This is a genomic window from Streptomyces sp. NPDC005195 (genome assembly GCF_040608315.1).
GTDB lineage: Bacteria > Actinomycetota > Actinomycetes > Streptomycetales > Streptomycetaceae > Streptomyces > Streptomyces kaempferi.
This window is the reverse complement of record NZ_JBEXHZ010000005.1, coordinates 310,101-334,141: the sequence shown is the minus strand read 5'-3', so window position 1 is coordinate 334,141 and position 24,041 is coordinate 310,101. Positions and strand designations below refer to the sequence as shown.

Sequence of the window (24,041 nt, the reverse complement as noted above, 5' to 3'; positions counted from 1 at the left end):
CTGCAGGGGGGACCCTGTGGGAGAGTAGGACGCCGCCGAACAAATTTTATGGAGAACCCCCGTACCGGGAAATCGGTACGGGGGTTTTCTGCGTTCGGGATCGTTTTTGTTGGTGGGGCCTCTTGAAGCCAAGAGGCCCCTTTTTTGTGCCGGTTTACAGGCGTCCTGCCGCCTTGAGGGCCAGATACGCGTCCGCGAGAGCGGGGGGCAGGTCGTCCGGAGTGGCGTCCACGACCGTGACTCCATGACGCAACAACTGCTCGGCCGTGCGACGGCGTTCCGCCTGGGCGTGGGCCGCTGCCGCCGCCTCGTACACGGCGTCGGCGTTTCCGCGGGCCCTGGCCATGCCGGCGACATGGGGATCGGCGACCGAAGCCACCAGGACCGTATGACGCTGTGTGAGGCGGGAGAGGACGGGGAGCAGACCCTCCTCGACCGGGGCGGCGTCGAGCGTCGTCAGCAAGACGATCAGGGAGCGGCGCGGGGCCGTACGGAGCGCGGTGGCCGTCAGTCCGCGAGCGTCGGTCTCGACGAGCTCCGGCTCCAGGGTGGCCATCGCCGCGACCAGGGAGGGCAGGACGTCGCCCGCCGCACGGCCCTGGACGAGGGCACGTACCCGGCGGTCGTACGCGAGAAGGTCCACACGGTCGCCGGCCCGGGAAGCCAGCGCCGCGAGGAGCAGGGCCGCGTCCAGGGAGGCATCGAGGCGCGGGGCGTCACCCACACGGCCCGCCGAGGTGCGACCCGTGTCGAGGACCAGCAGGATGTGGCGGTCGCGTTCGGGTCGCCAGGTGCGGACGGCGACCGTGGCGTGCCGGGCTGTGGCACGCCAGTCGATGGACCGGGTGTCGTCGCCGGGAACGTACTCGCGCAGACTGTCGAACTCGGTGCCCTCTCCGCGGGTCAGGACGCTGGTGCGGCCGTCGAGTTCACGGAGCCGGGCCAGTTTGGACGGGAGATGCTTGCGGCTGGTGAACGGCGGCAGGACGCGCACCGTCCACGGGATCCTGTGGCTCCCCTGGCGGGAGAACAGGCCGAGTGGACCGTACGAGCGAATCGTGACGCGGTCGGCGTGTCGGTCGCCGCGGCGGGTGGGGCGCAGCCGGGTCGTCAGCCGGCGGCGTTCGCCGGGCGGCACCGTCAGACGATGACGGGACGCGGCCACCTCGGTGCCCGTCTCCCAGCTGCTCGGGGGCCAGGCGTCGCGGAGACGGGCGCGCAGCGGTCGGCCCGAGGGGTTTGTGACGGTCAGGGTGACGTCGGCGGTCTCGCCCAGGCGTACCGAGGTGTCGCCGGAGCGGCTCAGAACGAGACGGCGTACCGGTGCGGCCAGGGCCGCGTCGCAGGCGCAGGCCAGGGCCAGCGGGGCGTTCACGGCGAGGATGCCCGTCCAGCTCGGTTCCCAGACGCCGATGGGGATGGTGCCGATGGCCGCCAGGAGTGCGGCGCGTCCGGTGAGTGCCATCAGCGGGGGACGGGGACGTGGGCGAGGATCGCGTTGATGACCGAGTCGGTGGTCACGCCCTCCATCTCGGCTTCGGGGCGCAGCTGGATGCGATGGCGGAGCGTGGGGAGGGCGAGGGCCTTCACATCGTCCGGGATGACGTAGTCGCGGCCGGTCAGCCATGCCCAGGCGCGGGCCGTGGCGAGGAGGGCCGTCGCGCCGCGCGGGGAGGCACCGAGGGTGAGGGACGGTGACTCGCGGGTGGCGCGGCAGATGTCCACCACATAGCCGGTGATCTCGGGAGAGACCGCGGTCTCGGCGACGGCGGCGCGCGCGGCTTCAAGGTCGGCCGGGCCCGCCACGGGGCGTACGCCGGCGGCGCGCAGGTCGCGTGGGTTGAATCCCTCGGCGTGCCGGGTCAGGACGTCGATCTCGTCCTCGCGGGAGGGGAGAGGGATCGTCAGTTTGAGCAGGAAGCGGTCGAGTTGGGCTTCCGGCAGGGGATACGTTCCCTCGTACTCGACCGGGTTCTGGGTGGCGGCGACGAGGAAGGGCTCCGGGAGCAGCCGGGGTGTGCCGTCGACCGTGACCTGGCGTTCCTCCATCGCCTCGAGGAGGGACGACTGTGTCTTGGGCGGGGTGCGGTTGATCTCGTCGGCCAGCAGCAGGTTGGTGAAGACCGGGCCGGGCTGGAAGGAGAACTCGGCGGTGCGGGCGTCGTAGACGAGTGAGCCGGTGATGTCGCTCGGCATCAGGTCGGGGGTGAACTGGACGCGCTTGGTGTCGAGTTCCAGGGCCGAGGCCAGGGCGCGGACGAGCAGTGTCTTGGCGACTCCGGGGACTCCCTCGAGGAGCACGTGTCCGCGGCACAGGAGGGCGACGACGAGGCCGGTCACGGCGGGGTCCTGGCCGACCACGGCTTTGGCGATCTCGGCGCGCAGGGCTTCCAGGGAGGAGCGGGCGGCGCCCGGATCCCCGGTGTACCCGGCGTTGTCAGTGGTCGGGGTCATCATGAACGGCGTACCTCTCTTTCGAGGGCGTCTAGTTGGTCGGCGAGGGAGACGAGGGCCGCGTCGTCGCGGGGCGGCGGCCCGAAGAGGAGGGAGTGCGGGGAGGACTGCCCGTCGCCGTGGAGCTGGGCGGACAGCGCGGGGAGCAGGGCCTCGGGCGCGTGAGCCTGGGCGGGGGACACACCGACGAGGGGGGCGAGGCGGGTGCGGGTGGCGGAGCGCAGGGCGCCGGCGGCGCGGTCGCGGGCGTTGGCCTTGCGGTAGAGGCGGGCGCGGCCCTCGACGGTTTCCGAGGCGCGGATCGCGACGGGCAGGCGTTCGGGGACGAGGGGCCCGAGTCGGCGTGCTCGCCAGAAGGCGGCCAGGACCGCGGCGATGAAGAGCTGCAGCGTGCCCCAGAGCCAGCCCGAGGGCAGCAGGTCGAGGAAGGTCTTGCCGCCCGTGTCGGTCGCCGAGGTGTCGGACAGGGAGGGGAGGTACCAGACCAGGTGGGGGCGGGAACCGAGCAGTTGGAGGGCGAGCGAGGCGTTGCCCCGCTGGTCGAGACGGTTGTTGTAGAGGATGTCGGGGGCGCCGACGACGACGGTGTCGCCGTTTGCGGAGGTTGCCGGGATCCGCAGCAGGGTGGGCAGGCCGTCGCTGGGGTAGCAGGAGTCGGCGTCGAGGCCGGTGGTGGTGTAGCGGATGCCGCCGGTGTCGGCGCTGCCCGCGCGCCGGGCGGCCGGCAGGTCGCAGTCGGGCGAGAGCGTCGAGTCGAAGCTGATCGCGGGGTCGGCGGTGACGCCGGGGGCGAGGGTGCGCAGGGAGGGAGCTTCGGGGGCGATCAGGATCGTGCGGCCGCCGGAGCTCGCGGTGGCCTTGTGGAGGCCGGTCTGCTGGCTGTCGGTGAGCAGGTCGGGGGCGGCGACGAGCAGGGTGGTGTCGGGGCCGGCCGCGGCGCGAGCCTCGTCCAGGGTGGTGACCACGCGGGTGGAGACGCCGCGGTCGCCCAGGAGTTCGGCGGTGGCGCGGCTGCCGTAGGGGTCGGCGGAGCGTGGGTCGAGGCGGCCGTGCTGGGCGCCGGAGCGGATCGCGGCGATCGCCACGGCGGCCGCCAGCAGGATCACCACCGCGAGGGTGACTCCCCGGGCGCGCGTCCACACCTGGCGGGCGGTGGGCGAGGCCGAGGTGGAGGGGAGGGCGGCCTCGGTCATGAGGCGGCTCCGTGGCCGGTGTGGTGGGCGCTGCCGGTGAGTACGGGTTTGCTGCGCTCCAGGTCGCGGTCGAGTTCGGTGAGGCGGCCGTACGCGCTGGAGTCGGCGGCCCGGCCGCCGTACGTGACGTCGTCGAAGTCGCGGGCGGCGGCGCGCAGTCGGTCGGTGTGCCCAGGCAGGGTGCGGCCCGCCTCGGCGGCCGCCTCGTCCGCCGTACGGCCGGGGCGCGGGTCGAGGAGGGTGCGTTCCTCCAGGGAGCGGACGATGGCGCGCATGCGTTCCTGGACGGCCTGGCTCCAGTGGCCCTGGGCGGCGTGGGCCTCGGCCGCCGAGCGGTGTTCGGCGGCGCTGCGGGGGCGGTCGTCGAAGAGCGCGGCGGACGAGGCGGGTGTGCGCCGCGGGGTGCCCAGGCGCCACCAGAGGGCGGCGACGACGGCGAGTACGGCCACCACGATCACCAGCAGTCCGAGGGTGCCGCCGGGGGTCGCGGAGGAAGCGGCTCCGAAAAGCTTGTCGACCCAGTCCCAGAAGGCGTTCAGGGCGCGTTGGACCAGGCTGGGTTCGTTCTCGTGGTACATCCGCTTGGACAGTTCGCGCCTGGCCGCCTCCCGTGCGGGGTCGCGCGGGATCGTCACCGGTGGTTCGTCGCCGCCGTGCGGCAGCGCGAGGACGGCCGCGGCGCCGGTGTGCGGCAGCGCTCGCAGCGTAGTGAGAACTCCCCCCGCCGGACTCACTCCGTCAGCCTCCCGCGGTGGTGCCGGGGGCGTGGGACCCGTAGTCCTGTACGCCGGCGGCGCGGGCCAGGTCGAGGTCGAGGGCCTCGCGGCGGATGCGCTGGTCGATGTAGAGGAGCACGGTGACGCCCGCGGTGATCGGGAAGGTGAGCATGGACCCGATGACCGAGCCGATCCCGCTGATGACGAGGAACGTCCAGCCGAGGCTGCCGCTGCCGCTGTTGAGGAAGCCGCTGATGCCGTTGCCGCTGAGGGCGGCGGCGAGGATGGCGAACGGGATGACGACGATCGACGCGACGATGTTGGCGATGATCGTGGCGAGCAGCTGGATGCCGAAGATCCGCCACCAGGAGCCGCGGACGAGCTTCGCGGAGCGGCTCATCGACGTGAGGACACCCTGCTTCTCCAGCATGAGCGCGGGCGAGGCGAGGGAGAAGCGGATCATCAGCCAGAGGGCGACGACGGCCGCGCCGAGTCCGCCCAGGACGGCGAGCGCGGCGCCGGCGCCGCTCGCGCCGGCGAACGCGATGATCACACCGGGCAGGGCGCCGACGGCGATGATCGCGCAGGCGAGGAGCGGCAGCAGGAAGGTCAGACCGAACAGTCTCAGCAGCTGGGGGCGGGCGTCCCGCCAGGCCTCGGTGGCGGTGACGGGCTTGCCGAGCACCGCGCGGCTGGTGACAGAGGTGAGCAGCGCCGTCGCGACGATGGTGCCGAGCAGGGTGATGAGCAGGACGATGCCCGAGCTGAGCAGGGCGGAGCCCAGGGCGTGGCTCAGTTCGCCGACGGTGGCGCTCGGGTCGTTGAGGGCGTCGGTGTCGGCGTTGTCGTTCAGGAAGAAGCCCTGGAGCAGGATCACCGCGATCTGCGTGACGACGGCGACGGTCAGCGAGATGCCCAGTACCGTGCGCCAGTACGTCCGCATCGTGGAGACCGCGCCGTCGAGGATCTCGCCGACGCCGAGCGGGCGCAGCGGGATGACGCCGGGCTTGGCGGCGGGGGGCGGGCCGCCCCAGTTGCCGCCCCAGCCGGTGGGGCCGCCTGGTCCGCGGCCGGGGCCGCCCCAGGCTCCGTAGCCGCCGCCCTGGCCCGCCGGGCCGCCGGGGCCGGGAGGCCGGCCGCCGCCCCAGCCGGGGCCGGCCGGGGACGGGGGAGGGGTCGGGCCCGGGCCCTGGGGGCTGGGGGCGGACCACTGGCCGGGCGGGGGCTGTTCCTTGGACCACTTCGACGGCGGCTCCGGGTGATCGGTGCCGCCTTGGTCCGAGGGCCGCTCCGGGGGCTGCGCGGTGCCGGAGCCGTCCGGCTCCTGCCCGTCGGAGGGGGCGGATCCGGGCGAGGCCCAGCCCGGAGTGTCGTTCATCGTCGCTCCTTCACGGTGCGCGTCCGCGGGCGCGGCGGCAGGTTGGCAGCCATCGTGTCACGGTGTGCCCGGCGGGGGACCGGCTGCCGTATGGGCTGCACATCTTCAATTGTCCGCCGGGTACGGGGCAGACTGGGCGGATGGCTGATCAGTACGCGCAATCCCGCGAGCACGACGGGCCGATGGAGATACCGGCGATCCGCTGGGACGAACCACCCGAAGGGCCCGTGGTGGTCCTTCTCGACCAGACGCGGCTGCCGGCCGAGGAGGTCGAGCTGGTGTGCACGGATGCCCCGGCGCTGGTGGAGGCGATCCGCACGCTGGCCGTGCGCGGTGCGCCGCTGCTGGGCATCGCCGGGGCGTACGGTGTCGCGCTCGCCGCGGTGCGCGGCTTCGACGTCGAGGATGCCGCCCGTGCGCTGGCCGGGGCCCGGCCGACGGCGGTGAACCTCGCCGTGGGGGTGCGCCGGGCCCAGGAGGCGTACCGAGGGGCGCTCGCCGGCGGCGGTGACCAGCGGGCGGGCGGCCAGGCGGCGCTGGCCGCGGCGCGGGCGCTGCACCGGGAGGACGCCCGGGCCAGTGCCCGGATGGCCGTGCGCGGGCTGGCGCTGCTGGACGAGCTGCTGCCGGGTGGCGGCCACCGGATCCTGACCCACTGCAACTCCGGGGCGCTGGTGTCCGGAGGGGAGGGCACGGCGTTCGCGGTGGCCCTCGCGGCGCATCGGGCGGGGCAGTTGCGGCGGCTGTGGGTGGACGAAACGCGTCCGTTGCTGCAGGGTGCCCGCCTGACGGCTTACGAGGCGGCGCGCAACGGGATGTCGTACACCTTGCTCACGGACAACGCGGCGGGATCCCTGTTCGCGGCGGGTGAGGTGGACGCGGTGCTCATCGGGGCCGACCGGATAGCCGCCGACGGTTCGGTGGCGAACAAGGTGGGGAGCTATCCGCTCGCGGTGCTGGCCCGGTATCACCATGTGCCGTTCATCGTGGTGGCGCCGGTGACGACGGTGGATCCGGACACCCCGGACGGAGCGTCCATCGAGGTCGAGCAGCGCCCCGGTCATGAGGTGACCGAGCTCACCGCGCCGCAGGTGCCGGTGGTGGGAGTGGAAGCGGGAGGCGGGATACCGGTGGCACCCCTGGGAACCCAGGCGTACAACCCGGCATTCGATGTGACACCGCCCGAGTTGGTGACGGCGATCGTGACCGAGGAGGGCGTTGTTTCGCCCGTGACGGCTGAGGCGCTTGCCGAGCTCTGCGGCAGGTCACGTCAGGTGACGACTTAGCTACTGGGACGATGTCGCGCCAACGGACGAAAAGGGCCCCTCCACCTGCGGCGATCGGCAGGGAGAGGGGCCGTGACATCCGACGGCTGCATCATTGGGCCCCGGAATCCGGCCGTTCCTCAAGATCGCCTTGATGACCCACGGATGTACACGCGGATGCACCAGGAGCGTTCCGCAGGACTTCCGGAGCCGGGATCGCGCGATGTTCTGCCCTCAGGCGGCGGCGGTCGGGATCACAGCGAGCCTCGCGCGGAAGAGATGAGCGGCCAGTGAGAGTTCCGCGGATTCGGCCCCGAAGCATCGGTGGCATGCGGTCTTCGCCGCGGTCTTCCTGGGCGTCATCGGTCTCACAGGGGGCATGATGGCGCACGATCGGTCGCAGGCGGAGCTCCTCGACAGGACCGGGGTACGGGTCGCGGGCGTCGTCTCCCGCGCCGTGCCTCCACGAGGCAAGGGTGACAGGCTCACGCACGCTGACATCGTGTACACCGTGGCAGGCCACCGCTACACCGTAGACAAGGTGCCCAATAATGGTTATCCCCTCCCGCGGAAGGGCGATCCGGTGTGCCTGGAGGCATCCGGCGAGAAACCTCGGCCGGCCCGGTTGTGCGGTGACCGCTACCCGGGCGGGGACAACAGATTCCCCGCCCTCGCCCTGGTCGCGGTGGCCGCCACCATCGGACTGCTCTTCGTCACGGGACACTGGGTCACCATGCGCCGCGAAGACCTGGCCGAGTCACCACGTCACCCGCAGGCACGACGAGCCGACATCGACCACTGACACCGACGTCGACGGACAGGGGCAGACAGTGACAGCTCCGTACGACTATCGTCACAGGTCAGTGAGCCTGCTCACCTGCACCTCCTTCACCGTTATGAGAATGGGATGATGTCGTTTATGAAGGGACGAGTCCTTGTCGTCGATGACGACACCGCACTGGCCGAGATGCTCGGCATCGTGTTGCGTGGTGAAGGTTTTGAGCCGTCTTTCGTAGCCGACGGCGACAAGGCGCTGGCCGCTTTCCGTGAGACCAAGCCCGATCTGGTGCTCCTGGACCTGATGCTCCCCGGCCGGGACGGCATCGAGGTGTGCCGCCTGATCAGGGCGGAGTCCGGAGTGCCGATCGTGATGCTCACGGCGAAGAGCGACACCGTCGATGTCGTGGTGGGCCTCGAGTCGGGTGCCGACGACTACATCGTGAAGCCGTTCAAGCCGAAGGAGCTGGTGGCACGGATCAGGGCGCGGCTGCGCCGTTCCGAGGAGCCGGCGCCGGAGCAGCTGGCCATCGGCGACCTCGTGATCGACGTCGCCGGTCACTCCGTGAAGCGGGACGGGCAGTCGATCGCGCTGACGCCGCTGGAGTTCGACCTCCTGGTGGCGCTGGCGCGCAAGCCCTGGCAGGTGTTCACGCGTGAGGTGCTCCTGGAGCAGGTGTGGGGCTACCGGCACGCGGCGGACACCCGTCTGGTGAACGTCCATGTCCAGCGGCTGCGCTCCAAGGTCGAGAAGGACCCGGAGCGGCCGGAGATCGTGGTGACCGTCCGGGGAGTCGGTTACAAGGCGGGACCGAGCTGACATGTCCAGGGACAGTGCCGCTTCGGCGCCCGGACAGCCGGGGAACCGCGCGGAGCGGCCTGTCGGCCGGAACATGACGGGCTCCGGCTGGGAGCGGCTCATGGCGGGCGGGCTGCTCCAGGGCGGAGTCAAGGGCAGCCCGATCCTCCGGCTGCTCATGCGCTGGGTGCGCCGTCCGCTGCTGCCGGTGATGCGGCTGTGGCGGCGCAACATCCAGCTCAGGATCGTCGTCACGACGCTCCTGATGTCCCTGGGCGTCGTCCTGCTGCTCGGCTTCGTCGTGATCGGGCAGGTGCGCAACGGCCTGCTGGACGCCAAGGTGAAGGCGTCACAGAGCCAGGCGACCGGCGGTTTCTCGGTGGCCAAGCAGAAGGCGGACGCGACCGCCACGGCCAACGGTGACGCCGGGGCCGGTACGGCCGACCGTCCCTCGAAGAACGTCAGCCAGTGGATGACCGACCTCGTGGTGTCCCTCTCCAGCGGTGGCCAGGGCGCCTTCGACGTGGTGACGCTCAGTTCGGGCGCGCCCGGTTCCGGTGGCGCAGGGCTCGGGCCGCGCTCCTCGGGCGACGTCGATCCGACACTGAGCGTGCCGGAGAACCTGCGGACCCGCGTCGACAGCAGCACGCTGGCGGCCCAGAGCTACACCCGGGTCGTCTACAAGGACGGCACGCAGTCGCAGCCCGCGCTGGTCGTCGGCAAGCAGGTCAACGACCCCAACGGAGACCCGTACCAGCTGTACTACCTCTTCCCGCTGACGCAGGAGGAGAAGTCGCTGAGCCTGGTCAAGGGGACGCTCGCGACGGCCGGCCTGTTCGTCGTGGTGCTGCTGGGGGCCATCGCCTGGCTCGTGGTGCGCCAGGTCGTCACGCCGGTGCGGATGGCGGCCGGTATCGCCGAGCGGCTGTCCGCCGGCCACCTGCAGGAACGGATGAAGGTCACCGGCGAGGACGACATCGCCCGGCTCGGTGAGGCCTTCAACAAGATGGCGCAGAACCTCCAGCTGAAGATCCAGCAGCTGGAGGACCTGTCGCGGATGCAGCGCCGCTTCGTGTCGGACGTGTCGCACGAGCTGCGTACGCCGCTGACGACCGTCCGGATGGCGGCCGACGTCATCCACGACGCGCGCGTGGACTTCGATCCGATGACCGCCCGGTCGGCCGAGCTGCTCGCCGATCAGCTGGACCGTTTCGAGACGCTGCTCGCGGACCTGCTGGAGATCAGCCGGTTCGACGCGGGCGCGGCGGCGCTGGAGGCCGACGCGATCGACCTCAGAGAGGTCGTACGCAGGGTGGTCAGCGGCGCCGAGCCGCTCGCCGAGCGCAAGGGCTCCGCGATACGGATCGTCGGCGACGCGCAGCCCGTGATCGCCGAGGCGGACGCCCGGCGGGTGGAGCGGGTGCTGCGCAATCTCGTCGTCAACGCCGTGGAGCACGGCGACGGCAAGGAGGTCGTGGTCAAGCTGGCCGCTGCGGGCGGAGCGGTCGCGATCGCGGTGCGCGACTACGGCGTGGGCCTCAAGCCCGGCGAGGCGACCCGGGTCTTCAGCCGCTTCTGGCGCGCGGACCCGGCCCGTGCCCGGACCACCGGTGGAACCGGACTCGGGCTGTCGATCGCCCTGGAGGACGCCCGGCTGCACGGCGGCTGGCTCCAGGCGTGGGGCGAACCGGGCGGTGGTTCGCAGTTCCGGCTGACGCTGCCGCGGACGGCGGACGAGCCGCTGCGGGGGTCCCCGATACCCCTGGAGCCCAAGGACTCGCGGCGCAACCGCGGACTCAGCGAAGCGGGACTGCCCTCCGGCGGTGGCGGCAAACTCGCCACGGTGCCGGCGCAGTCCACGGGCGGTCACGCGCCGCCCCCGATGCCGCCGCGCACGTCCATGGAGTCACGTATGGCCGGGGTGTCGCCCCCGGCCGATCCGACGGCGCTGCCGGGCAACGGCGCCCGCGTGGTGCCGCGGCCCGCCGGGGCCGTGCGAGGGCCGGACGGCACGCCCGCAGCGGGTGGGGAGCGGACCGCGGAAGACCGCGGCGAGCACGAGGAGCTCGGACAGCACGAAGAGCTCGGACAAGGGGAGACGTTCCGTGGGCGCTGACCGCGAGGGGAGCGGCCGGCTGCGTCCCGTACGTGTGGGGGTGTACCTCGGCTGCGGTGCGCTGCTGCTGACGGGGTGCGCCTCGATGCCGGACAGCGGGGATCTGAGCGGCGTCGAGTCCACGCCGAGGCAGGACTCGCAGGTCCGCGTCTTCGCGCTGCCGCCGCGTGAGGACGCCCGGCCCGCCGAGATCGTGCAGGGGTTCCTGGAGGCACTGACCAGTGACGACGCGCAGTACAAGACGGCGCTCAAGTATCTGACGACGGCCGCCCGCAAGTCCTGGGACCCCTTCAGCTCCACGACCGTCCTCACCGACGGGCCCGACGCCAAGTCCGAACAGGCGGTGAACGCCGACGGCAGCGGCGGCAGCTACTCGTACACGCTGGCCGGGACGAAGGTCGCCACGGTCAACGACCAGCACGCGTACACGCCGGACTCGGCCGCGTACCGCGCGACGGTGCACCTCACCCGGCAGAAGGGCACCAAGCAGTGGCGCATCGACGGGCTGCCGCAGGGCGTGGTGATGGGCAACTCCGACTTCCAGCGCAACTACGTGTCCGTCAACAAGTACTACTTCGCCTCGAACGCGGCCTCCGGGCCGACCGGACAGCTGGGGACCGTCGCCGATCCGGTCTACGTGCGCGAGAAGGTGGACCCGATGACGGAGATGGTCCGGGCGCTGCTGAAGGGGCCCACGCGCTGGCTCGATCCGGTGGTGGCGTCGAGCTTCCCGTCCGGCACGGACCTCAAGGAGGGCGTCACCTCGCTGTCGCCCGACGACCGCAACAGGGTGACGGTCCCGCTGAACCACAAGGCCGACCACGTCAGCCGGCTCCAGTGCGACAAGATGGCGACCCAGCTCCTGCTCACCTTCCGGGACCTGACGCCCACGGGCGTCGACGAGGTGGAGCTGCAGCGGTCGAACGGTACGCAGCTGTGCGTGGTCAACGAGGGCAGGGCCGAGGTCATCGCCTCGCACGGTACGGCCGAGCACCCCGGGTACGAGTACTTCATCGACGGCAAGCAGCGCCTCGTACGGCTGTCCAGCGCCAACGGCGGCAAGGAGCCCGAGCCGGTGCCCGGCCCGCTGGGGGACGGCGGCAGGAAGCTGCGGGCCGCCGCGGTGTCGCGGGACGAGGACAGCGCGGCCGGCGTGTCCGCCGACGGGAGTTCGCTGTACGTCGGCTCGCTGGTGTCGGGCGCTTCGCTCGGCGACGCGGTGCTGCACAGCCAGGGCAGGACGGCACAGGACCGGCTGACGACGCCCAGTTGGGACGGCCGGGGCGACCTGTGGGTGGCGGACCGGGATCCCGCGAACCCACGGTTGGTGCTGCTGGAGAAGGGCGCGGGCGAACCGCTGCAGGTCTCGACGCCGGGACTCGACGGGCGTGTCAAGGCGGTACGGGTGGCCGCCGACGGGGTGCGGATCGCGTTGATCGTCGAGAAGGACGGCAAGAGCTCCCTGCAGATCGGGCGCATCGACCGGGACACCACGGCCACCACGGCCACGAAGGCCACCACGGCCGGTGAGCGGCCCGGCGTCTCGGTTCTCGAACTGCACTCGGTCGCACCGCAGCTGGAGGAGGTCACGGCCATGTCATGGGCCGGGGACAGCCGGCTCGTGGTCGTCGGGCGGGAGTCCGAGGGCGTGCTGCAGATGCGGTACGTCCAGGTCGACGGCTCCACTCCGGTGGGGGCGGCGCCCTCCGCGCTGACGGGCGTGAAGGAGATCGCCGCGTCCGAGGACGAGAGGCTGCCGCTGGTGGCGCACTCGGAGGAGGACGGGATCGTGCGGCTGTCGTCCGGGGAGCAGTGGCAGAAGGTCGTCAAGGACGGCACGGCGCCGGTTTACCCGGGGTAGGCCGGTTCGCCGCCGTTCTCTGTCGTGTGCGTGTCGAGGTGGGGCCGTCCCGTGGTTTCGGGGCGGCCCTGTCCGCGTTCCGTGGGGCTACGGGGGTTCCGTGGGGTTTCGTGGGCTGATCCGTCAGCCGGCCCGGTCGAGGGTCGGCCTCGCGGGTGGCGGGTGACGTGTGTCCGGTGACGGGTGTCCGGTTGTCCACAGGTGGTTGTCCACAGGGGTGGCCGGTCGGCGGTGGTGTTGGCACAGTGGTGGACATGCGGGCGTGGTGGCAGGACCTCACCGACCTGGTGCTGCCGGCCGAGTGCGGAGGCTGCGGGAGACCTCGCACGGTGCTCTGCCCGGAGTGCCGTGCCGCCCTGAGCGGGGACGCACCGCGCCGGGTGCGCCCGGATCCGGCGCCCCCCGGGCTGCCGGTCGTGCACGCGGCGGCTCCCTACGGCGACGAAGTGCGCGCGGCACTCCTCGCGCACAAGGAACGGGGGGCACTGACACTGGCGACACCACTGGGAACGGCCCTGGCGGGGGCTGTGAGGGCGGCTTCGGGACTCCCGCTCCTCCCGGACCCGCACGAGCTTCCGGCGGCCTCGCAGGGGCCTCTGGACGAGAGGAACGGGTGGCTGGGGTCCGGGTGGCAGGGGTTTGCCGGCGGACCGGGGCCCGTGCTGCTGGTTCCGGTGCCCTCCTCGCGGCGGGCGGTGCGGGCGCGCGGTCACGACCCGGCGCGCCGGATCGCCCTCGCGGCCGCCGGGGAACTGCGGCGCGGGGGAGCGCCGGTCCGGGTGCTGGCCGTGCTGCGGCAGCGACGCGCCGTGGCCGACCAGTCGGGACTCAACTCCCGTCAGCGGCTGCACAATCTCGCGGGCGCGCTGGAGGTCGCCACGGGAGGCGATCGGCTGCTGGCGGGCGCGGGCCGGGTCGTGCTGGTGGACGACCTGATGACGACGGGAGCCTCCTTGGCGGAGGCGGCGCGCGCCGTACGGGTGGCGGTGGCGGGCGCCGATGCATACGGGGGAGATGCCGGGGAAGCAACGGGGGAACGGATGCGGAGACGAGTGGGGAAACGGATGACTGAGGCAACGAGAGAGGCCGAGGACCGTGCGCCGGCGGCCCGGGGAATGACGGACACGAGCCGAGGCGGCGCCATGATCTGTGCGGCCGTGGTCGCGGCATCGCCGGATGGTTTCGAAATCAACCGGAACTGACGGGGAACTTCCATCGTTGCTGGTAATGACCAGGTCAATTCACCTGAACGGAGGTACGCCGCAGTAGAGGGTGACGACATCCGTCCGGGCGAGATATGTTCGGTTGTGAGGGCGTTGGCGCTGGCCACACCTCGTAAATCCGAATGCCGTGCTGCGGGTTTCTGAATCACCCGCCCGCCATGGGGTGTAGATCTTGCCCATGGGGGAGGAGGAGGTGAAAGTCACCGAGTCCGAGGTTCCGGGGCTCACCGGGATCTGGTGCAAAAGGGAGATGCTCCGCCTGTGGAGCGGGGCTATCCGGGAACGGAGTTCTGCGTGGACATCGTCGTCAAGGGCCGCAAGACCGAGGTGCCCGAGCGGTTCCGCAAGCACGTGGCCGAGAAGCTGAAGCTGGAGAAGATCCAGAAGCTCGATGGCAAGGTGATCAGCCTCGACGTCGAGGTGTCCAAGGAGCCCAACCCCCGGCAGGCCGACCGTTGTGACCGAGTGGAGATCACGCTCCGCTCCCGCGGTCCGGTGATCCGGGCGGAGGCAGCGGCGAGCGACCCGTATGCAGCACTCGACCTGGCGGCGGACAAGCTCGAAGCCCGCCTGCGCAAGCAGCACGACAAGCGCTACACCCGCCGTGGCAACGGCAGGCTCTCGGCCGCCGAGGTCGCCGACCACGTCCCGGGTGCCGCGACACTGAACGGGAACGGGAGTGTTGTCCACGAGGACGAGCCCGACAGTGTGCCGACCAAGAAGATCGGCTCCCTCGAGGTCATGGGAGAAGGCCCCCTCGTCGTCCGGGAGAAGACCCACGTGGCCGCCCCGATGACACTCGACCAGGCGCTCTACGAGATGGAGCTTGTCGGGCACGACTTCTATCTGTTCGTCGACTCCGAGACCAAGGAGCCGAGTGTCGTCTATCGGCGGCACGCGTACGACTACGGCGTCATCCACCTCAGTACGGACCCGATGGTCACCCAGGCCGGATCGGACGCGCCGGGCGGTGCGCTCGGCGGCTAGACCCGCCCCGATGACGACTGAGCCGGTGCCCCTGGTGCGCGCGTGCGCCCCCAGGGGCACCGGTGTGCGACCACTTCGCGACCCGCTCTGTCACCCCGCTGTCGTCCGGGCGTGAAATCATGGCCGCACCGGCCCCAACCGGGGGGCTGTTGCCTTGGGTTGGCGATGGCACAGGAACACAGGCCACGGCCTTCAGGGGGAGGAACGATGGCGGACAGCTTCGGACCGATGCGTGTCGAGGATGCCGACGGCGGGGGCGCCGGCATGAGCCCGGACGCGGGCGCCTCACGCAAGGAGCCCATCCGCGTCCTCGTCGTGGACGACCACGCCCTCTTCCGCCGCGGTCTGGAGATCGTGCTCGCGGCCGAGGAGGACATCCAGGTCGTCGGCGAGGCGGGTGACGGGGCGGAGGCGGTCGACAAGGCTGCCGACCTGCTCCCGGACATCGTGCTGATGGACGTACGCATGCCGAAACGGGGCGGCATCGAGGCATGCACCTCCATCAAGGAGGTGGCCCCCAGCGCGAAGATCATCATGCTGACGATCAGCGACGAGGAGGCCGACCTCTACGACGCGATCAAGGCCGGCGCGACCGGATATCTCCTCAAGGAGATCTCCACGGACGAGGTGGCCACGGCCATTCGCGCGGTGGCGGACGGTCAGTCGCAGATCAGCCCTTCGATGGCGTCGAAACTGCTCACCGAGTTCAAGTCGATGATCCAGCGGACCGACGAACGCCGGCTGGTGCCCGCGCCGCGACTCACCGATCGCGAGCTGGAGGTCCTCAAGCTCGTCGCGACCGGAATGAACAACCGGGATATCGCCAAGCAGTTGTTCATCTCCGAGAACACGGTGAAGAACCACGTGCGCAACATCCTGGAGAAGCTTCAGCTGCACTCCAGGATGGAAGCGGTGGTGTACGCGATGCGGGAGAAGATCCTCGAGATCCGCTGAGGACTGTCGTCCGGATCGGGTGGCCGGTCCGGTGCGTCACCCGAGGGTGTGCGCCAGCTCCCTCGTCAGCGGGTCGCGCAGCTCGGGCGCGTCCACCCGCTCCACGCGCACGCTGGTGCAGTCCACCCAGCTCGCGGCCTCCACCAGGGCCTGGGCCACCGCGGGGACCGCCTTGGCGCCGTCCAGCGTGACCTGCTTGGCGACCAGGGTGTGCCCCTCCCGGGCGGGATCCACCCGGCCGACCAGTCGGCCGCCGGCGAGGACGGGCATCGCGAAATAGCCGTGGATCCGCTTCGGCTTGGGCGTGTACGCCTCCAGGCGGTGGGTGAAGCCGAAGATGCGCTCCGTCCGGGCCCGCTCCCAGACGAGCGAGTCGAACGGGGACAGCAGCGTCGTGCGGTGGCGGCCGCGCGGTGCTGTCTCCAGGGCCGCCGGATCGGCCCACGCCGGCTTGCCCCAGCCCTCCACGGCCACCGGGACCAGCCCCGAGTCCGCGATCACCGCGTCGACCTGCTCGCCCCTGAGACGGTGGTAGTCGGCGATGTCCGCGCGGGTGCCGACGCCCAGGGACTGGCCGGCGAGGCGGACCAGTCGGCGCAGGCACTCCGCGTCGTCCAGCTCGTCATGGAGCAGGGGGTCGGGGACGGCGCGCTCCGCGAGGTCGTACACCCGCTTCCAGCCGCGGCGCTCGGTGCACACCACCTCGCCGTACATCAGCGCGCGCTCCACGGCGACCTTGGTGCCCGACCAGTCCCACCATTCGCTGGTCTTCTTCGCGCCGCCCAAGTCCGTGGCCGTGAGCGGGCCTTCGGCGCGGAGCTGCTTGATGACCTGGTCGTAGGTGCCGTCCGGCAGGGCGTGGTTCCAGTGCGGGCGGGCGCGGTAGGCGCGGCGGCGGAAGGCGAAGTGGGGCCACTCCTCGATGGGGAGGATGCAGGCCGCGTGGGACCAGTACTCGAAGGCGTGAGGGGCGCCGCCGGCCCCCGGCGTCCAGTACGCCTCGTCCACCGTCCTGCGGCCCACCGCGCCCAGCCGGGCGTACGGGACGAGTTCGTGGGAGCGGGCGAGGACGGAGATCGTGTCGAGCTGGACCGCGCCCAGGTGCCGCAGGACCCCGCGGACGCCCGACCTGCGGTCCGGGGCGCCCAGGAAACCCTGGGCTCGCAGGACGATGCGGCGGGCCTCGTCGGCGGAGAGGTCGGTGGTGGGACGCGGGAGACTCGTCATGCCCGCACGATAGGCGGTGGCACTGACAGTGGGGGCCGGGCCCGTGGTCCGGGGCCGGGGAGCCCACCGCCGACGCGCCCGGGCGGCGGCAGGGACGGCGGACGGCGGGCGGGACGGCGGACGGCCCGGTGCCGCGCCGGCTGTCCCGGTTTCAGGGGTCCGGGTTCCAGAGGTCCGGGTCTCGGATGTCCGGGTCTCAGACGTCCGGCGGCCCGGAGGGGGGCGGGAGGTAGGGCGCGGTCGAGGGCAGGCCCAGGTCCGAGGGGAGCAGGGAGCCGATCCAGCAGTCCCGGCGGACGCCCTTGTTGTTGAGGGCGGAGCGGAGCGTGCCCTCCACGGTGAAGCCGGCCCGTCGGGCCACCGCGCGGGAGGCATGGTTGCCGACCTCGGCGCGCCATTCGACGCGGTCGACGGCGAGGCTGGTGAACGCCCAGCGCGAGGCCGCGACGGTGGCTTCGGTGAGATAGCCGTTGCCTCGGTGCTCCTTCGTGGCCCAGAAGCCGACCTCGCCGACACCCAGGGAGCGCATGGTGATGCCGAGCATGCCCACCAGTTCCCCGGAAGGCAGGAAGACGCCGAAGGTGGACATGGAGCCGTCCGCCCAGCCGTCGGGCACCAGCTGGTCCGTGAAACCCGCCGCGTGCTCGTGGAGATAGGGCGACGGGATCGTGGTCCAGCGCTGGATGTCGGGATCCTGGACGGCGTCGAACACGGCGTCGGTGTCGCGCGAGCCCACGGTGCGCAGGAGCAGGCGGTCGGTGGTGAGCGTGACGGGGTCCATCGGGCCGATTCTGCTCGGGCTGCCGTAAGGGCGCCATTCCTTTGCCGTGGGTGACGCTTCGGTTACTTTTCGCAGCGTGGACGCGGCACCTTACGCAACCCCTGTCCGTTGTTCCAGTGGCTGTCGTGGGCAGACCTCCCGGCGCGTGGGGTCCTCGCTTACGATGGCCGTTGCTCAAGTTGCTCTTGACACCGCCATTGAAACCGACCGTCCCAGGCCCGACCGGCAAGGAGACAAACCCCCGTGTCCGTCCTCTCGAAGATCATGCGTGCAGGCGAAGGCAAGATCCTGCGCAAACTGCACCGCATCGCGGACCAGGTCAACTCCATCGAAGAGGACTTCGTCGACCTCTCCGACGCCGAGCTGCGGGCCCTCACCGATGAGTACAAGCAGCGGTACGCCGACGGCGAAAGCCTCGACGACCTGCTGCCCGAGGCGTTCGCCACGGTCCGCGAGGCCGCCAAGCGCGTCCTCGGCCAGCGTCACTACGACGTGCAGATGATGGGTGGCGCCGCGCTCCACCTCGGCTACGTCGCGGAGATGAAGACCGGTGAGGGCAAGACCCTGGTCGGCACGCTGCCCGCGTATCTGAACGCCCTCTCCGGAGACGGCGTCCACCTCATCACGGTCAACGACTACCTGGCCGAGCGCGACTCCGAAATGATGGGCCGCGTCCACAAGTTCCTGGGCCTGGAAGTCGGCTGCATCCTGGCCAACATGACGCCGGCCCAGCGCCGCGAGCAGTACGCGTGCGACATCACCTACGGCACGAACAACGAGTTCGGCTTCGACTACCTGCGCGACAACATGGCGTGGGCCCAGGACGAACTCGTCCAGCGCGGTCACAACTTCGCGATCGTCGACGAGGTCGACTCCATCCTCGTCGACGAGGCCCGTACGCCGCTGATCATCTCCGGCCCGGCCGACCAGGCCACCAAGTGGTACGGCGACTTCGCCAAGCTGGTCACCCGCCTGAAGAGGGGCGAGGCAGGCAACCAGCTCAAGGGCATCGAGGAGACCGGCGACTACGAGGTCGACGAGAAGAAGCGCACCGTCGCCATCCACGAGCCCGGCGTGGCCAAGGTCGAGGACTGGCTGGGTATCGACAACCTGTACGAGTCGGTGAACACCCCGCTCGTCGGTTACCTGAACAACGGCATCAAGGCCAAGGAACTGTTCAAGAAGGACAAGGACTACGTCGTCATCGACGGCGAAGTCATGATCGTCGACGAGCACACCGGCCGTATCCTCGCCGGCCGCCGCTACAACGAGGGCATGCACCAGGCGATCGAGGCGAAGGAAGGGGTGGACATCAAGGACGAGAACCAGACCCTCGCCACGATCACCCTGCAGAACTTCTTCCGCCTCTACAAGCGCCACGACCAGAACGACAAGGAACTGCCGGGCCTCTCCGGCATGACCGGTACGGCGATGACCGAGGCCGCCGAGTTCCACCAGATCTACAAGCTCGGCGTCGTCCCGATCCCGACCAACCGGCCGATGGTCCGCAAGGACCAGTCCGACCTGATCTTCCGCACCGAGGTCGCGAAGTTCGAGGCGGTCGTCGACGACATCGTCGAGAAGCACGAGAAGGGCCAGCCGATCCTCGTCGGTACGACGTCGGTCGAGAAGTCCGAGTACCTCTCGCAGCAGCTCTCCAAGCGCGGTGTCCAGCACGAGGTGCTGAACGCCAAGCAGCACGACCGGGAGGCGCCGATCATCGCGCAGGCCGGCCGTAAGGGCGCCGTCACCGTCGCCACCAACATGGCCGGCCGTGGTACGGACATCAAGCTCGGCGGCAACCCCGACGACCTCGCGGAGGCGGAGCTGCGCCAGCGCGGCCTCGACCCCGAGGAGCACATCGAGGAGTGGGCGGCCGCGCTGCCCGCCGCCCTGGAGAAGGCCGTGCGGTCGGTCAAGGCGGAGTTCGAGGAGGTCAAGAGCCTCGGCGGGCTCTACGTCCTCGGCACCGAGCGTCACGAGTCGCGGCGCATCGACAACCAGCTGCGCGGTCGTTCCGGCCGGCAGGGAGACCCGGGCGAGTCCCGCTTCTACCTCTCCCTGGGCGACGACCTGATGCGTCTGTTCAAGGCGCAGATGGTCGAGCGCGTCATGTCGATGGCGAACGTGCCGGACGACGTGCCGATCGAGAACAAGATGGTCACGCGCGCGATCGCGTCCGCCCAGTCGCAGGTCGAGCAGCAGAACTTCGAGACACGCAAGAACGTCCTGAAGTACGACGAGGTGCTCAACCGCCAGCGCGAGGTCATCTACGGCGAGCGCCGCCGCGTCCTGGAGGGCGAGGACCTGCAGGAGCAGATCCAGCACTTCACGGACGACACGATCGACGCGTACATCGCGGCCGAGACCGCCGAGGGCTTCGCCGAGGAGTGGGACCTGGACCGCCTGTGGGGCGCCTTCCGGCAGCTCTACCCGGTGAAGGCGACCGTCGAGGAGCTGGAGGAGGCGGCCGGTGACCGCGCCGGTCTGACCGCCGAGTTCATCTCCGAGTCCATCAAGGACGACATCCGCGAGCAGTACGCGGCGCGCGAGGAGCAGCTCGGCTCCGAGATCATGCGCGAGCTGGAGCGCCGGGTCGTGCTCTCGGTGCTCGACCGCAAGTGGCGTGAGCACCTCTACGAGATGGACTACCTCCAGGAGGGCATCGGTCTGCGCGCCATGGCGCAGAAGGACCCGCTGGTCGAGTACCAGCGCGAGGGCTTCGACATGTTCGGCGCCATGATGGACGGCATCAAGGAGGAGTCCGTCGGCTACCTGTTCAACCTGGAGGTCCAGGTCGAGCAGCAGGTCGAGGAGGTCCCGGTCGAGGACGCCGCGCCGTCGCTGGAGAAGGAGGACGTCGTCCCCGTGGGCGCGCGTCCCGAGATCCGCGCCAAGGGGCTCGACGCTCCGCAGCGTCCCGACCGACTGCACTTCTCCGCGCCCACCGTGGACGGTGAGGGCGGCGTGGTCGAGGGTGACTTCACCAACGACGACGAGCCCGTGCGCTCCGAGGCGGACGGCCTCACGCGCGCGGAGCGCCGCAAGCAGCAGAAGAACATCGGTCGCCGCCGCAAGAAGTGACGGCTGTGACGGCAGGGCCCCGGAGGGCCGCGTGGTCCGGTGGGACCGTGTCGTGACGGACTGACGCGCTGATGGGCAGAAGGGCCGGACACCTCGGGTGTCCGGCCCTTCGCGTTGTTCAGCCGTCGTCGGCGGCGCGGGGCATGCGGGGTCCGCCCAGCTCCACCGCCGTGCACCGCCAGCGGAGGTCGGGGCCCTGTTCCAGGCGGAAGGCCATGGCGCGGATCTGGTCGCCTGCGCCGATGCGGGCGAAGGCCTCGATGGCGCCGGGACGGGGGACGTAGTAGCCGATGTCGCGGACGACCGGCAGGCTGCCGCGGGTGCGCAGCCGGCCGCGTTCGGCGAGCCAGGCGAGCTCGTCGTAGGCGCGGCCCGCGGTGTGGCGCAGCATGCAGTGGACGGGGCGCCGGCCGCTCAGCACGGCGAGCAGGCGGTCGGCGAAGAGGTCGGTGGGCCGGGGCTGCGCAGCGGGGCCCTGCCGGGTTCCGCCCGGGCCGGGGGCCGGGACCGGGGCCGTACGCGGGGGTGACGGCGGCGGGCTGCCCACGGGGGCCGTACGGGGGGCGCCGCCGCCCGGGGCGCGGGGCGGGGCGCCTCCCGGGCGACCGGTGTCCTGGCGGCCGGGAGGGCGGGTGCCCGGGCGGCGCTGCGTCCTGGTCATCACCTTGTTCATGCGTCGTCCCCGCTCGCTGCGGCCCGGTCGGTACCGGGCGGTAACTTTCGTGTCGGAGATCTTGTACGAGGCGGGGGCGGGGGCCCGCAAGGATGTCCGGCGCGCGTCGCGACGGCCGGGGGATTCACCTATCAGGGTGGCCGGCGGGTGCGGGAGCCTTGATGTGAAAGGGGCGTACCGGGTGAATCGCGGGCCGGGTGTGGACGCCGGGGGCGGCAGGGCCCGGGACCCGAAAGAGGACGCCCACACGTATCCTGAAGGCCCTCCCGGGAGGCGCGGGACAGCCCTCCCAGGAGCTCCCCGACCACCCAGGAGCTCCCGACTACGAAAGCGGCCAGCCATGCGCGTCTACGTCCCCCTGACCCTCTCCGGGCTCGCCGAGGCGCACAAGACGGGGGAACTGGGAACGGGACCGTTCGTGGCGTACGCCGTCACGCCCGCCCTGCGCGAGTGGTATCTCTCCGACGACATCGAGGAACTCGAGTACGCGGCGCTGAACCGGGCCGCGCTGGCCTCTCTCCGGCTGCTCGCGGGGGAGCGCGACACCGCGCGGCGCCGGGTGGTCGTCGCCGTCGACGTCCCCGACCGCGCCGCGGCAGCCGATCCCGACCGGGGGCTCGATCCGGTGGCGCTCGGCGAGGTGCGGGTGTCCGGGGCGGTGCCTCTGGCCAAGGCGGCCGCGGTGCACGTCGACGCCGACGACGCCGAGGAGGACGTGTCGGCCGCCGTGCGGGCGCTCGGGGCGGCCGACCACGGGGACGACGACGCGCAGTTCGTGGTGGACGGGGCGGAGGACCACGAGCTGTTGTGGTTCGCGACGCAGGAGATCCCCAACCTGGTGGGACTCGGGGACTGAGGCGCCCGCCGGCCCGTTGTCGGTGGAGCCGGGTACGTTCTTGGTATGGGGAAGCACGGAGCAGCAGCGCACATCGTGTGGGACTGGAACGGGACTCTGTTCCACGACAACGCCGCGATCATCGGGGCGACGAACGCGGCGTTCGCCGAACTGGGGCTGGAGCCGATCACGCTGGAGCGGTACCGGGCGTTGTACTGCGTCCCGGTGCCCAAGTTCTACGAGCGGCTGATGGGGAGGCTGCCGACGGACGCCGAGTGGGAGCTCATGGACGAGACCTTCCACCGGTACTACACGCGGCACCGCACGGCCTGTGAGCTGACCGAGGGGGCGGCGACGCTGCTCGCCGGGTGGCGGTCGGCGGGGCGCAGCCAGTCACTGCTGAGCATGTACGGCCACGACGATCTGGTCCCGCTGGTCAGAGGGTTCGGTATCGAGCCGCACTTCGTACGGGTGGACGGGCGGACAGGACCGTCCGGCGGCAGCAAGGCGGAGCACATGGTGCGGCACATCGGGGCGCTCGTGGGGGTGGATCCGCGGCGCACGGTCGTGATCGGGGACGCCGCCGACGACGCGGTCGCCGCGCTGCACGTGGGGGCGCGGGCCGTGCTCTACACCGGCGGATCGCACGGCCGCGCCAGCCTCGAAGTGGTGGGTGTGCCCGTGGTGGACAGCCTGGCCGAAGCGGTCGAGGAGGCCGAGCGACTGGCGGCCTGACCACGACGATGCCGCCGGGCGGGCCGGTACGCCGGGACCGCGCGCATCCCGTACGGCCCACGCGGCGGTCCTGCCGCTCACCACTGCTGCCGCAGCCGCTCACCGCTGCCGGTTCGCGGCCGTCAGGTCATCGCCGTCGCTCACCGCACTCAGGTCACCGGCGCCTTCGCGCGCAGGACCGTCAAGAACTCGCGCATCCAGCTGGAGTGGTCCGGCCAGGCGCGCGCCGAGACGAGGGTGCCGTCGACCACCGTCTCCGTGTCCTGGAAGGTCGCGCCGGCGGTCTGCATGTCCGGCTCCAGTGCCGGATACGCGGTGACGCGGCGCCCGCGCAGGGCGTCGACGGAGGCGGTGAGCAGCGGCCCGTGGCAGATCTGGGCCACCGGCTTGTCCGTCTCGAAGAAGGACCTGAGGATCTTGCGGAGTTCGGGGTCGCCCCGCAGATACTCGGGGGCGCGGCCGCCCGGGATCACCAGGGCGACGTACTGGCCGGGATCGACCTCGCTGAAGGCGAGATCGGCGGGCCAGGTGTAACCGGGCTTCTCGGTGTACGTGTCGAAGCCGGGTTCGAAGTCGTGGATCACGAAGCGGAGCTTCTTGCGGCTGGGGGCCGCGATGTGGACCTCGTAGCCCTCCTCGCGCAGGCGCTGATAGGGGTACAGGACCTCCAGTGACTCCGCCGCGTCACCGGTGACGATCAGGATCTTCGCTGCCATGTCGCTCCGCTCTGTGAGCCGTGGGTGCGTCTTCGTCAGCCGTCCTGGGCAACGTGCCTCCGCGGGCGGGGCCTGCCAAGGGGGCGCGCGGGTGTTTCCGGAACGGAGTGGCGGCTCGCCGGGGTACCGAGGGGGTGTGCCGGCCGCGGACCGCTCACCGTCCGCGCAGTTTCCGCGCCCCTCCAGGGGCCGCGCAAGCCGTCCCCCCGGCCGTACGGGGCCCGCGCCGAGGACCCCCGTGGCCCGCACTGCACGTTACCGCCCCTT

The 24,041-nt window shown here is 71.3% G+C and carries 19 protein-coding genes and 1 pseudogene; 11 read left to right on the top strand and 9 right to left on the bottom strand.

The genetic code is table 11. The features are described from left to right. Positions 1–154: 154 nt before the first annotated feature. Genes ABZV34_RS09270 through ABZV34_RS09250 form a run of 5 tightly spaced genes read right to left on the bottom strand, consistent with a single transcriptional unit; the run spans position 155 to position 5,741 of the window. Positions 155–1,465 carry a DUF58 domain-containing protein gene (locus ABZV34_RS09270; RefSeq protein WP_356272822.1) on the bottom strand — a complete coding sequence of 437 codons (1,311 nt, stop codon included), beginning with the start codon at positions 1,463–1,465 and terminating at the stop codon, positions 155–157. Continuing rightward, on the bottom strand, positions 1,465–2,454 hold the full coding sequence (locus ABZV34_RS09265; RefSeq protein WP_356272820.1) for a MoxR family ATPase: 990 nt from the start codon (positions 2,452–2,454) through the stop codon (positions 1,465–1,467). Before ABZV34_RS09265 ends, ABZV34_RS09270 begins: the two co-directional genes overlap by 1 nt. Continuing rightward, positions 2,454–3,647 (bottom strand): DUF4350 domain-containing protein, encoded by a 1,194-nt coding sequence (locus tag ABZV34_RS09260; RefSeq protein WP_356272818.1) that lies wholly within the window; start codon positions 3,645–3,647, stop codon positions 2,454–2,456. The genes ABZV34_RS09265 and ABZV34_RS09260 overlap by 1 nt, the downstream gene beginning before the upstream one ends. Continuing rightward, the gene (locus tag ABZV34_RS09255; RefSeq protein WP_356272816.1) at positions 3,644–4,381 is read right to left on the bottom strand and encodes a DUF4129 domain-containing protein; all 738 of its coding nucleotides are present in this window, start codon (positions 4,379–4,381) and stop codon (positions 3,644–3,646) included. The genes ABZV34_RS09260 and ABZV34_RS09255 overlap by 4 nt, the downstream gene beginning before the upstream one ends. Before the next feature lie 4 nt (positions 4,382–4,385). Further along, entirely contained in the window at positions 4,386–5,741 is a 1,356-nt protein-coding gene (locus ABZV34_RS09250) for a hypothetical protein (protein ID WP_356272814.1), read from the bottom strand. A 140-nt stretch (positions 5,742–5,881) separates the two neighbouring features. Here ABZV34_RS09250 and mtnA point away from each other — a divergent pair, with 140 nt between their 5' ends. The 8 genes and pseudogenes from mtnA to ABZV34_RS09210 all read left to right on the top strand — a co-directional run bounded on the left by mtnA (position 5,882) and on the right by ABZV34_RS09210 (position 15,723). Next, positions 5,882–7,027 (top strand): S-methyl-5-thioribose-1-phosphate isomerase, encoded by a 1,146-nt coding sequence (mtnA, locus tag ABZV34_RS09245; protein WP_356272812.1) that lies wholly within the window; start codon positions 5,882–5,884, stop codon positions 7,025–7,027. Between the two features lie 322 nt (positions 7,028–7,349). Further along, a pseudogene (locus ABZV34_RS09240) lies at positions 7,350–7,808 on the top strand (hypothetical protein); the annotation flags it as partial. Positions 7,809–7,913: 105 nt separating this feature from the next. Then, entirely contained in the window at positions 7,914–8,603 is a 690-nt protein-coding gene (gene mtrA, locus ABZV34_RS09235; protein WP_015659998.1) for a two-component system response regulator MtrA, read from the top strand. Position 8,604: 1 nt separating this feature from the next. Further along, positions 8,605–10,698, top strand: a complete 2,094-nt coding sequence (gene mtrB / locus ABZV34_RS09230) for an MtrAB system histidine kinase MtrB (protein WP_356272810.1) — start codon at positions 8,605–8,607, stop codon at positions 10,696–10,698. Continuing rightward, positions 10,688–12,559, top strand: a complete 1,872-nt coding sequence (locus ABZV34_RS09225; protein ID WP_356272808.1) for an LpqB family beta-propeller domain-containing protein — start codon at positions 10,688–10,690, stop codon at positions 12,557–12,559. The genes mtrB and ABZV34_RS09225 overlap by 11 nt, the downstream gene beginning before the upstream one ends. Positions 12,560–12,813: 254 nt before the next feature. Further along, positions 12,814–13,761 (top strand): ComF family protein, encoded by a 948-nt coding sequence (locus tag ABZV34_RS09220; RefSeq protein WP_356272806.1) that lies wholly within the window; start codon positions 12,814–12,816, stop codon positions 13,759–13,761. A 282-nt stretch (positions 13,762–14,043) separates the two neighbouring features. Further along, positions 14,044–14,769: a ribosome-associated translation inhibitor RaiA gene (raiA, locus tag ABZV34_RS09215; RefSeq protein ID WP_153290253.1), complete on the top strand. Its 726-nt coding sequence runs from the start codon at positions 14,044–14,046 to the stop codon at positions 14,767–14,769. A gap of 207 nt (positions 14,770–14,976) precedes the next feature. Next, positions 14,977–15,723 carry a response regulator transcription factor gene (locus ABZV34_RS09210; protein WP_356272804.1) on the top strand — a complete coding sequence of 249 codons (747 nt, stop codon included), beginning with the start codon at positions 14,977–14,979 and terminating at the stop codon, positions 15,721–15,723. 36 nt (positions 15,724–15,759) lie between these two features. Here the strand turns inward: ABZV34_RS09210 and ABZV34_RS09205 are convergent, their stop codons facing one another. Together ABZV34_RS09205 and ABZV34_RS09200 are read right to left on the bottom strand one after the other, a co-directional pair. Next, on the bottom strand, positions 15,760–16,950 hold the full coding sequence (locus tag ABZV34_RS09205) for a crosslink repair DNA glycosylase YcaQ family protein (RefSeq protein ID WP_356272802.1): 1,191 nt from the start codon (positions 16,948–16,950) through the stop codon (positions 15,760–15,762). A gap of 196 nt (positions 16,951–17,146) precedes the next feature. Next, the gene (locus tag ABZV34_RS09200) at positions 17,147–17,731 is read right to left on the bottom strand and encodes a GNAT family protein (protein WP_356272800.1); all 585 of its coding nucleotides are present in this window, start codon (positions 17,729–17,731) and stop codon (positions 17,147–17,149) included. 243 nt (positions 17,732–17,974) lie between these two features. Between ABZV34_RS09200 and secA the strand changes: the two genes are divergently transcribed. Then, positions 17,975–20,815 (top strand): preprotein translocase subunit SecA, encoded by a 2,841-nt coding sequence (secA, locus tag ABZV34_RS09195; protein WP_356272798.1) that lies wholly within the window; start codon positions 17,975–17,977, stop codon positions 20,813–20,815. A gap of 118 nt (positions 20,816–20,933) precedes the next feature. Here secA and ABZV34_RS09190 read toward each other — a convergent pair whose 3' ends face one another. Continuing rightward, positions 20,934–21,488 carry an Rv3235 family protein gene (locus tag ABZV34_RS09190; RefSeq protein WP_356272796.1) on the bottom strand — a complete coding sequence of 185 codons (555 nt, stop codon included), beginning with the start codon at positions 21,486–21,488 and terminating at the stop codon, positions 20,934–20,936. A gap of 340 nt (positions 21,489–21,828) precedes the next feature. On the opposite strand from ABZV34_RS09190, the gene ABZV34_RS09185 reads away from it, so the two are divergent. Both ABZV34_RS09185 and ABZV34_RS09180 read left to right on the top strand, forming a co-directional pair. Next, positions 21,829–22,344 (top strand): hypothetical protein, encoded by a 516-nt coding sequence (locus ABZV34_RS09185; RefSeq protein WP_168528413.1) that lies wholly within the window; start codon positions 21,829–21,831, stop codon positions 22,342–22,344. 45 nt (positions 22,345–22,389) lie between these two features. After that, positions 22,390–23,058, top strand: coding sequence for an HAD hydrolase-like protein (locus ABZV34_RS09180; protein WP_356272794.1), 669 nt, complete (start codon positions 22,390–22,392; stop codon positions 23,056–23,058). A gap of 149 nt (positions 23,059–23,207) precedes the next feature. Here the strand turns inward: ABZV34_RS09180 and ABZV34_RS09175 are convergent, their stop codons facing one another. Next, on the bottom strand, positions 23,208–23,774 hold the full coding sequence (locus ABZV34_RS09175; RefSeq protein ID WP_356272792.1) for a DJ-1/PfpI family protein: 567 nt from the start codon (positions 23,772–23,774) through the stop codon (positions 23,208–23,210). Positions 23,775–24,041 lie beyond the last annotated feature (267 nt).

Coding starts and splice junctions, on each gene's coding strand:
- ABZV34_RS09270 (WP_356272822.1), bottom strand. CDS start 1,465: ATGGCACTCACCGGACGCGCCGCACTCCTGGCGGCCATCGGCACCATC.
- ABZV34_RS09265 (WP_356272820.1), bottom strand. CDS start 2,454: ATGACCCCGACCACTGACAACGCCGGGTACACCGGGGATCCGGGCGCC.
- ABZV34_RS09260 (WP_356272818.1), bottom strand. CDS start 3,647: ATGACCGAGGCCGCCCTCCCCTCCACCTCGGCCTCGCCCACCGCCCGC.
- ABZV34_RS09250 (WP_356272814.1), bottom strand. CDS start 5,741: ATGAACGACACTCCGGGCTGGGCCTCGCCCGGATCCGCCCCCTCCGAC.
- mtnA (WP_356272812.1), top strand. CDS start 5,882: ATGGCTGATCAGTACGCGCAATCCCGCGAGCACGACGGGCCGATGGAG.
- mtrA (WP_015659998.1), top strand. CDS start 7,914: ATGATGTCGTTTATGAAGGGACGAGTCCTTGTCGTCGATGACGACACC.
- mtrB (WP_356272810.1), top strand. CDS start 8,605: ATGTCCAGGGACAGTGCCGCTTCGGCGCCCGGACAGCCGGGGAACCGC.
- ABZV34_RS09220 (WP_356272806.1), top strand. CDS start 12,814: ATGCGGGCGTGGTGGCAGGACCTCACCGACCTGGTGCTGCCGGCCGAG.
- ABZV34_RS09210 (WP_356272804.1), top strand. CDS start 14,977: ATGGCGGACAGCTTCGGACCGATGCGTGTCGAGGATGCCGACGGCGGG.
- ABZV34_RS09205 (WP_356272802.1), bottom strand. CDS start 16,950: ATGACGAGTCTCCCGCGTCCCACCACCGACCTCTCCGCCGACGAGGCC.
- ABZV34_RS09200 (WP_356272800.1), bottom strand. CDS start 17,731: ATGGACCCCGTCACGCTCACCACCGACCGCCTGCTCCTGCGCACCGTG.
- ABZV34_RS09190 (WP_356272796.1), bottom strand. CDS start 21,488: ATGAACAAGGTGATGACCAGGACGCAGCGCCGCCCGGGCACCCGCCCT.
- ABZV34_RS09185 (WP_168528413.1), top strand. CDS start 21,829: ATGCGCGTCTACGTCCCCCTGACCCTCTCCGGGCTCGCCGAGGCGCAC.
- ABZV34_RS09180 (WP_356272794.1), top strand. CDS start 22,390: ATGGGGAAGCACGGAGCAGCAGCGCACATCGTGTGGGACTGGAACGGG.
- ABZV34_RS09175 (WP_356272792.1), bottom strand. CDS start 23,774: ATGGCAGCGAAGATCCTGATCGTCACCGGTGACGCGGCGGAGTCACTG.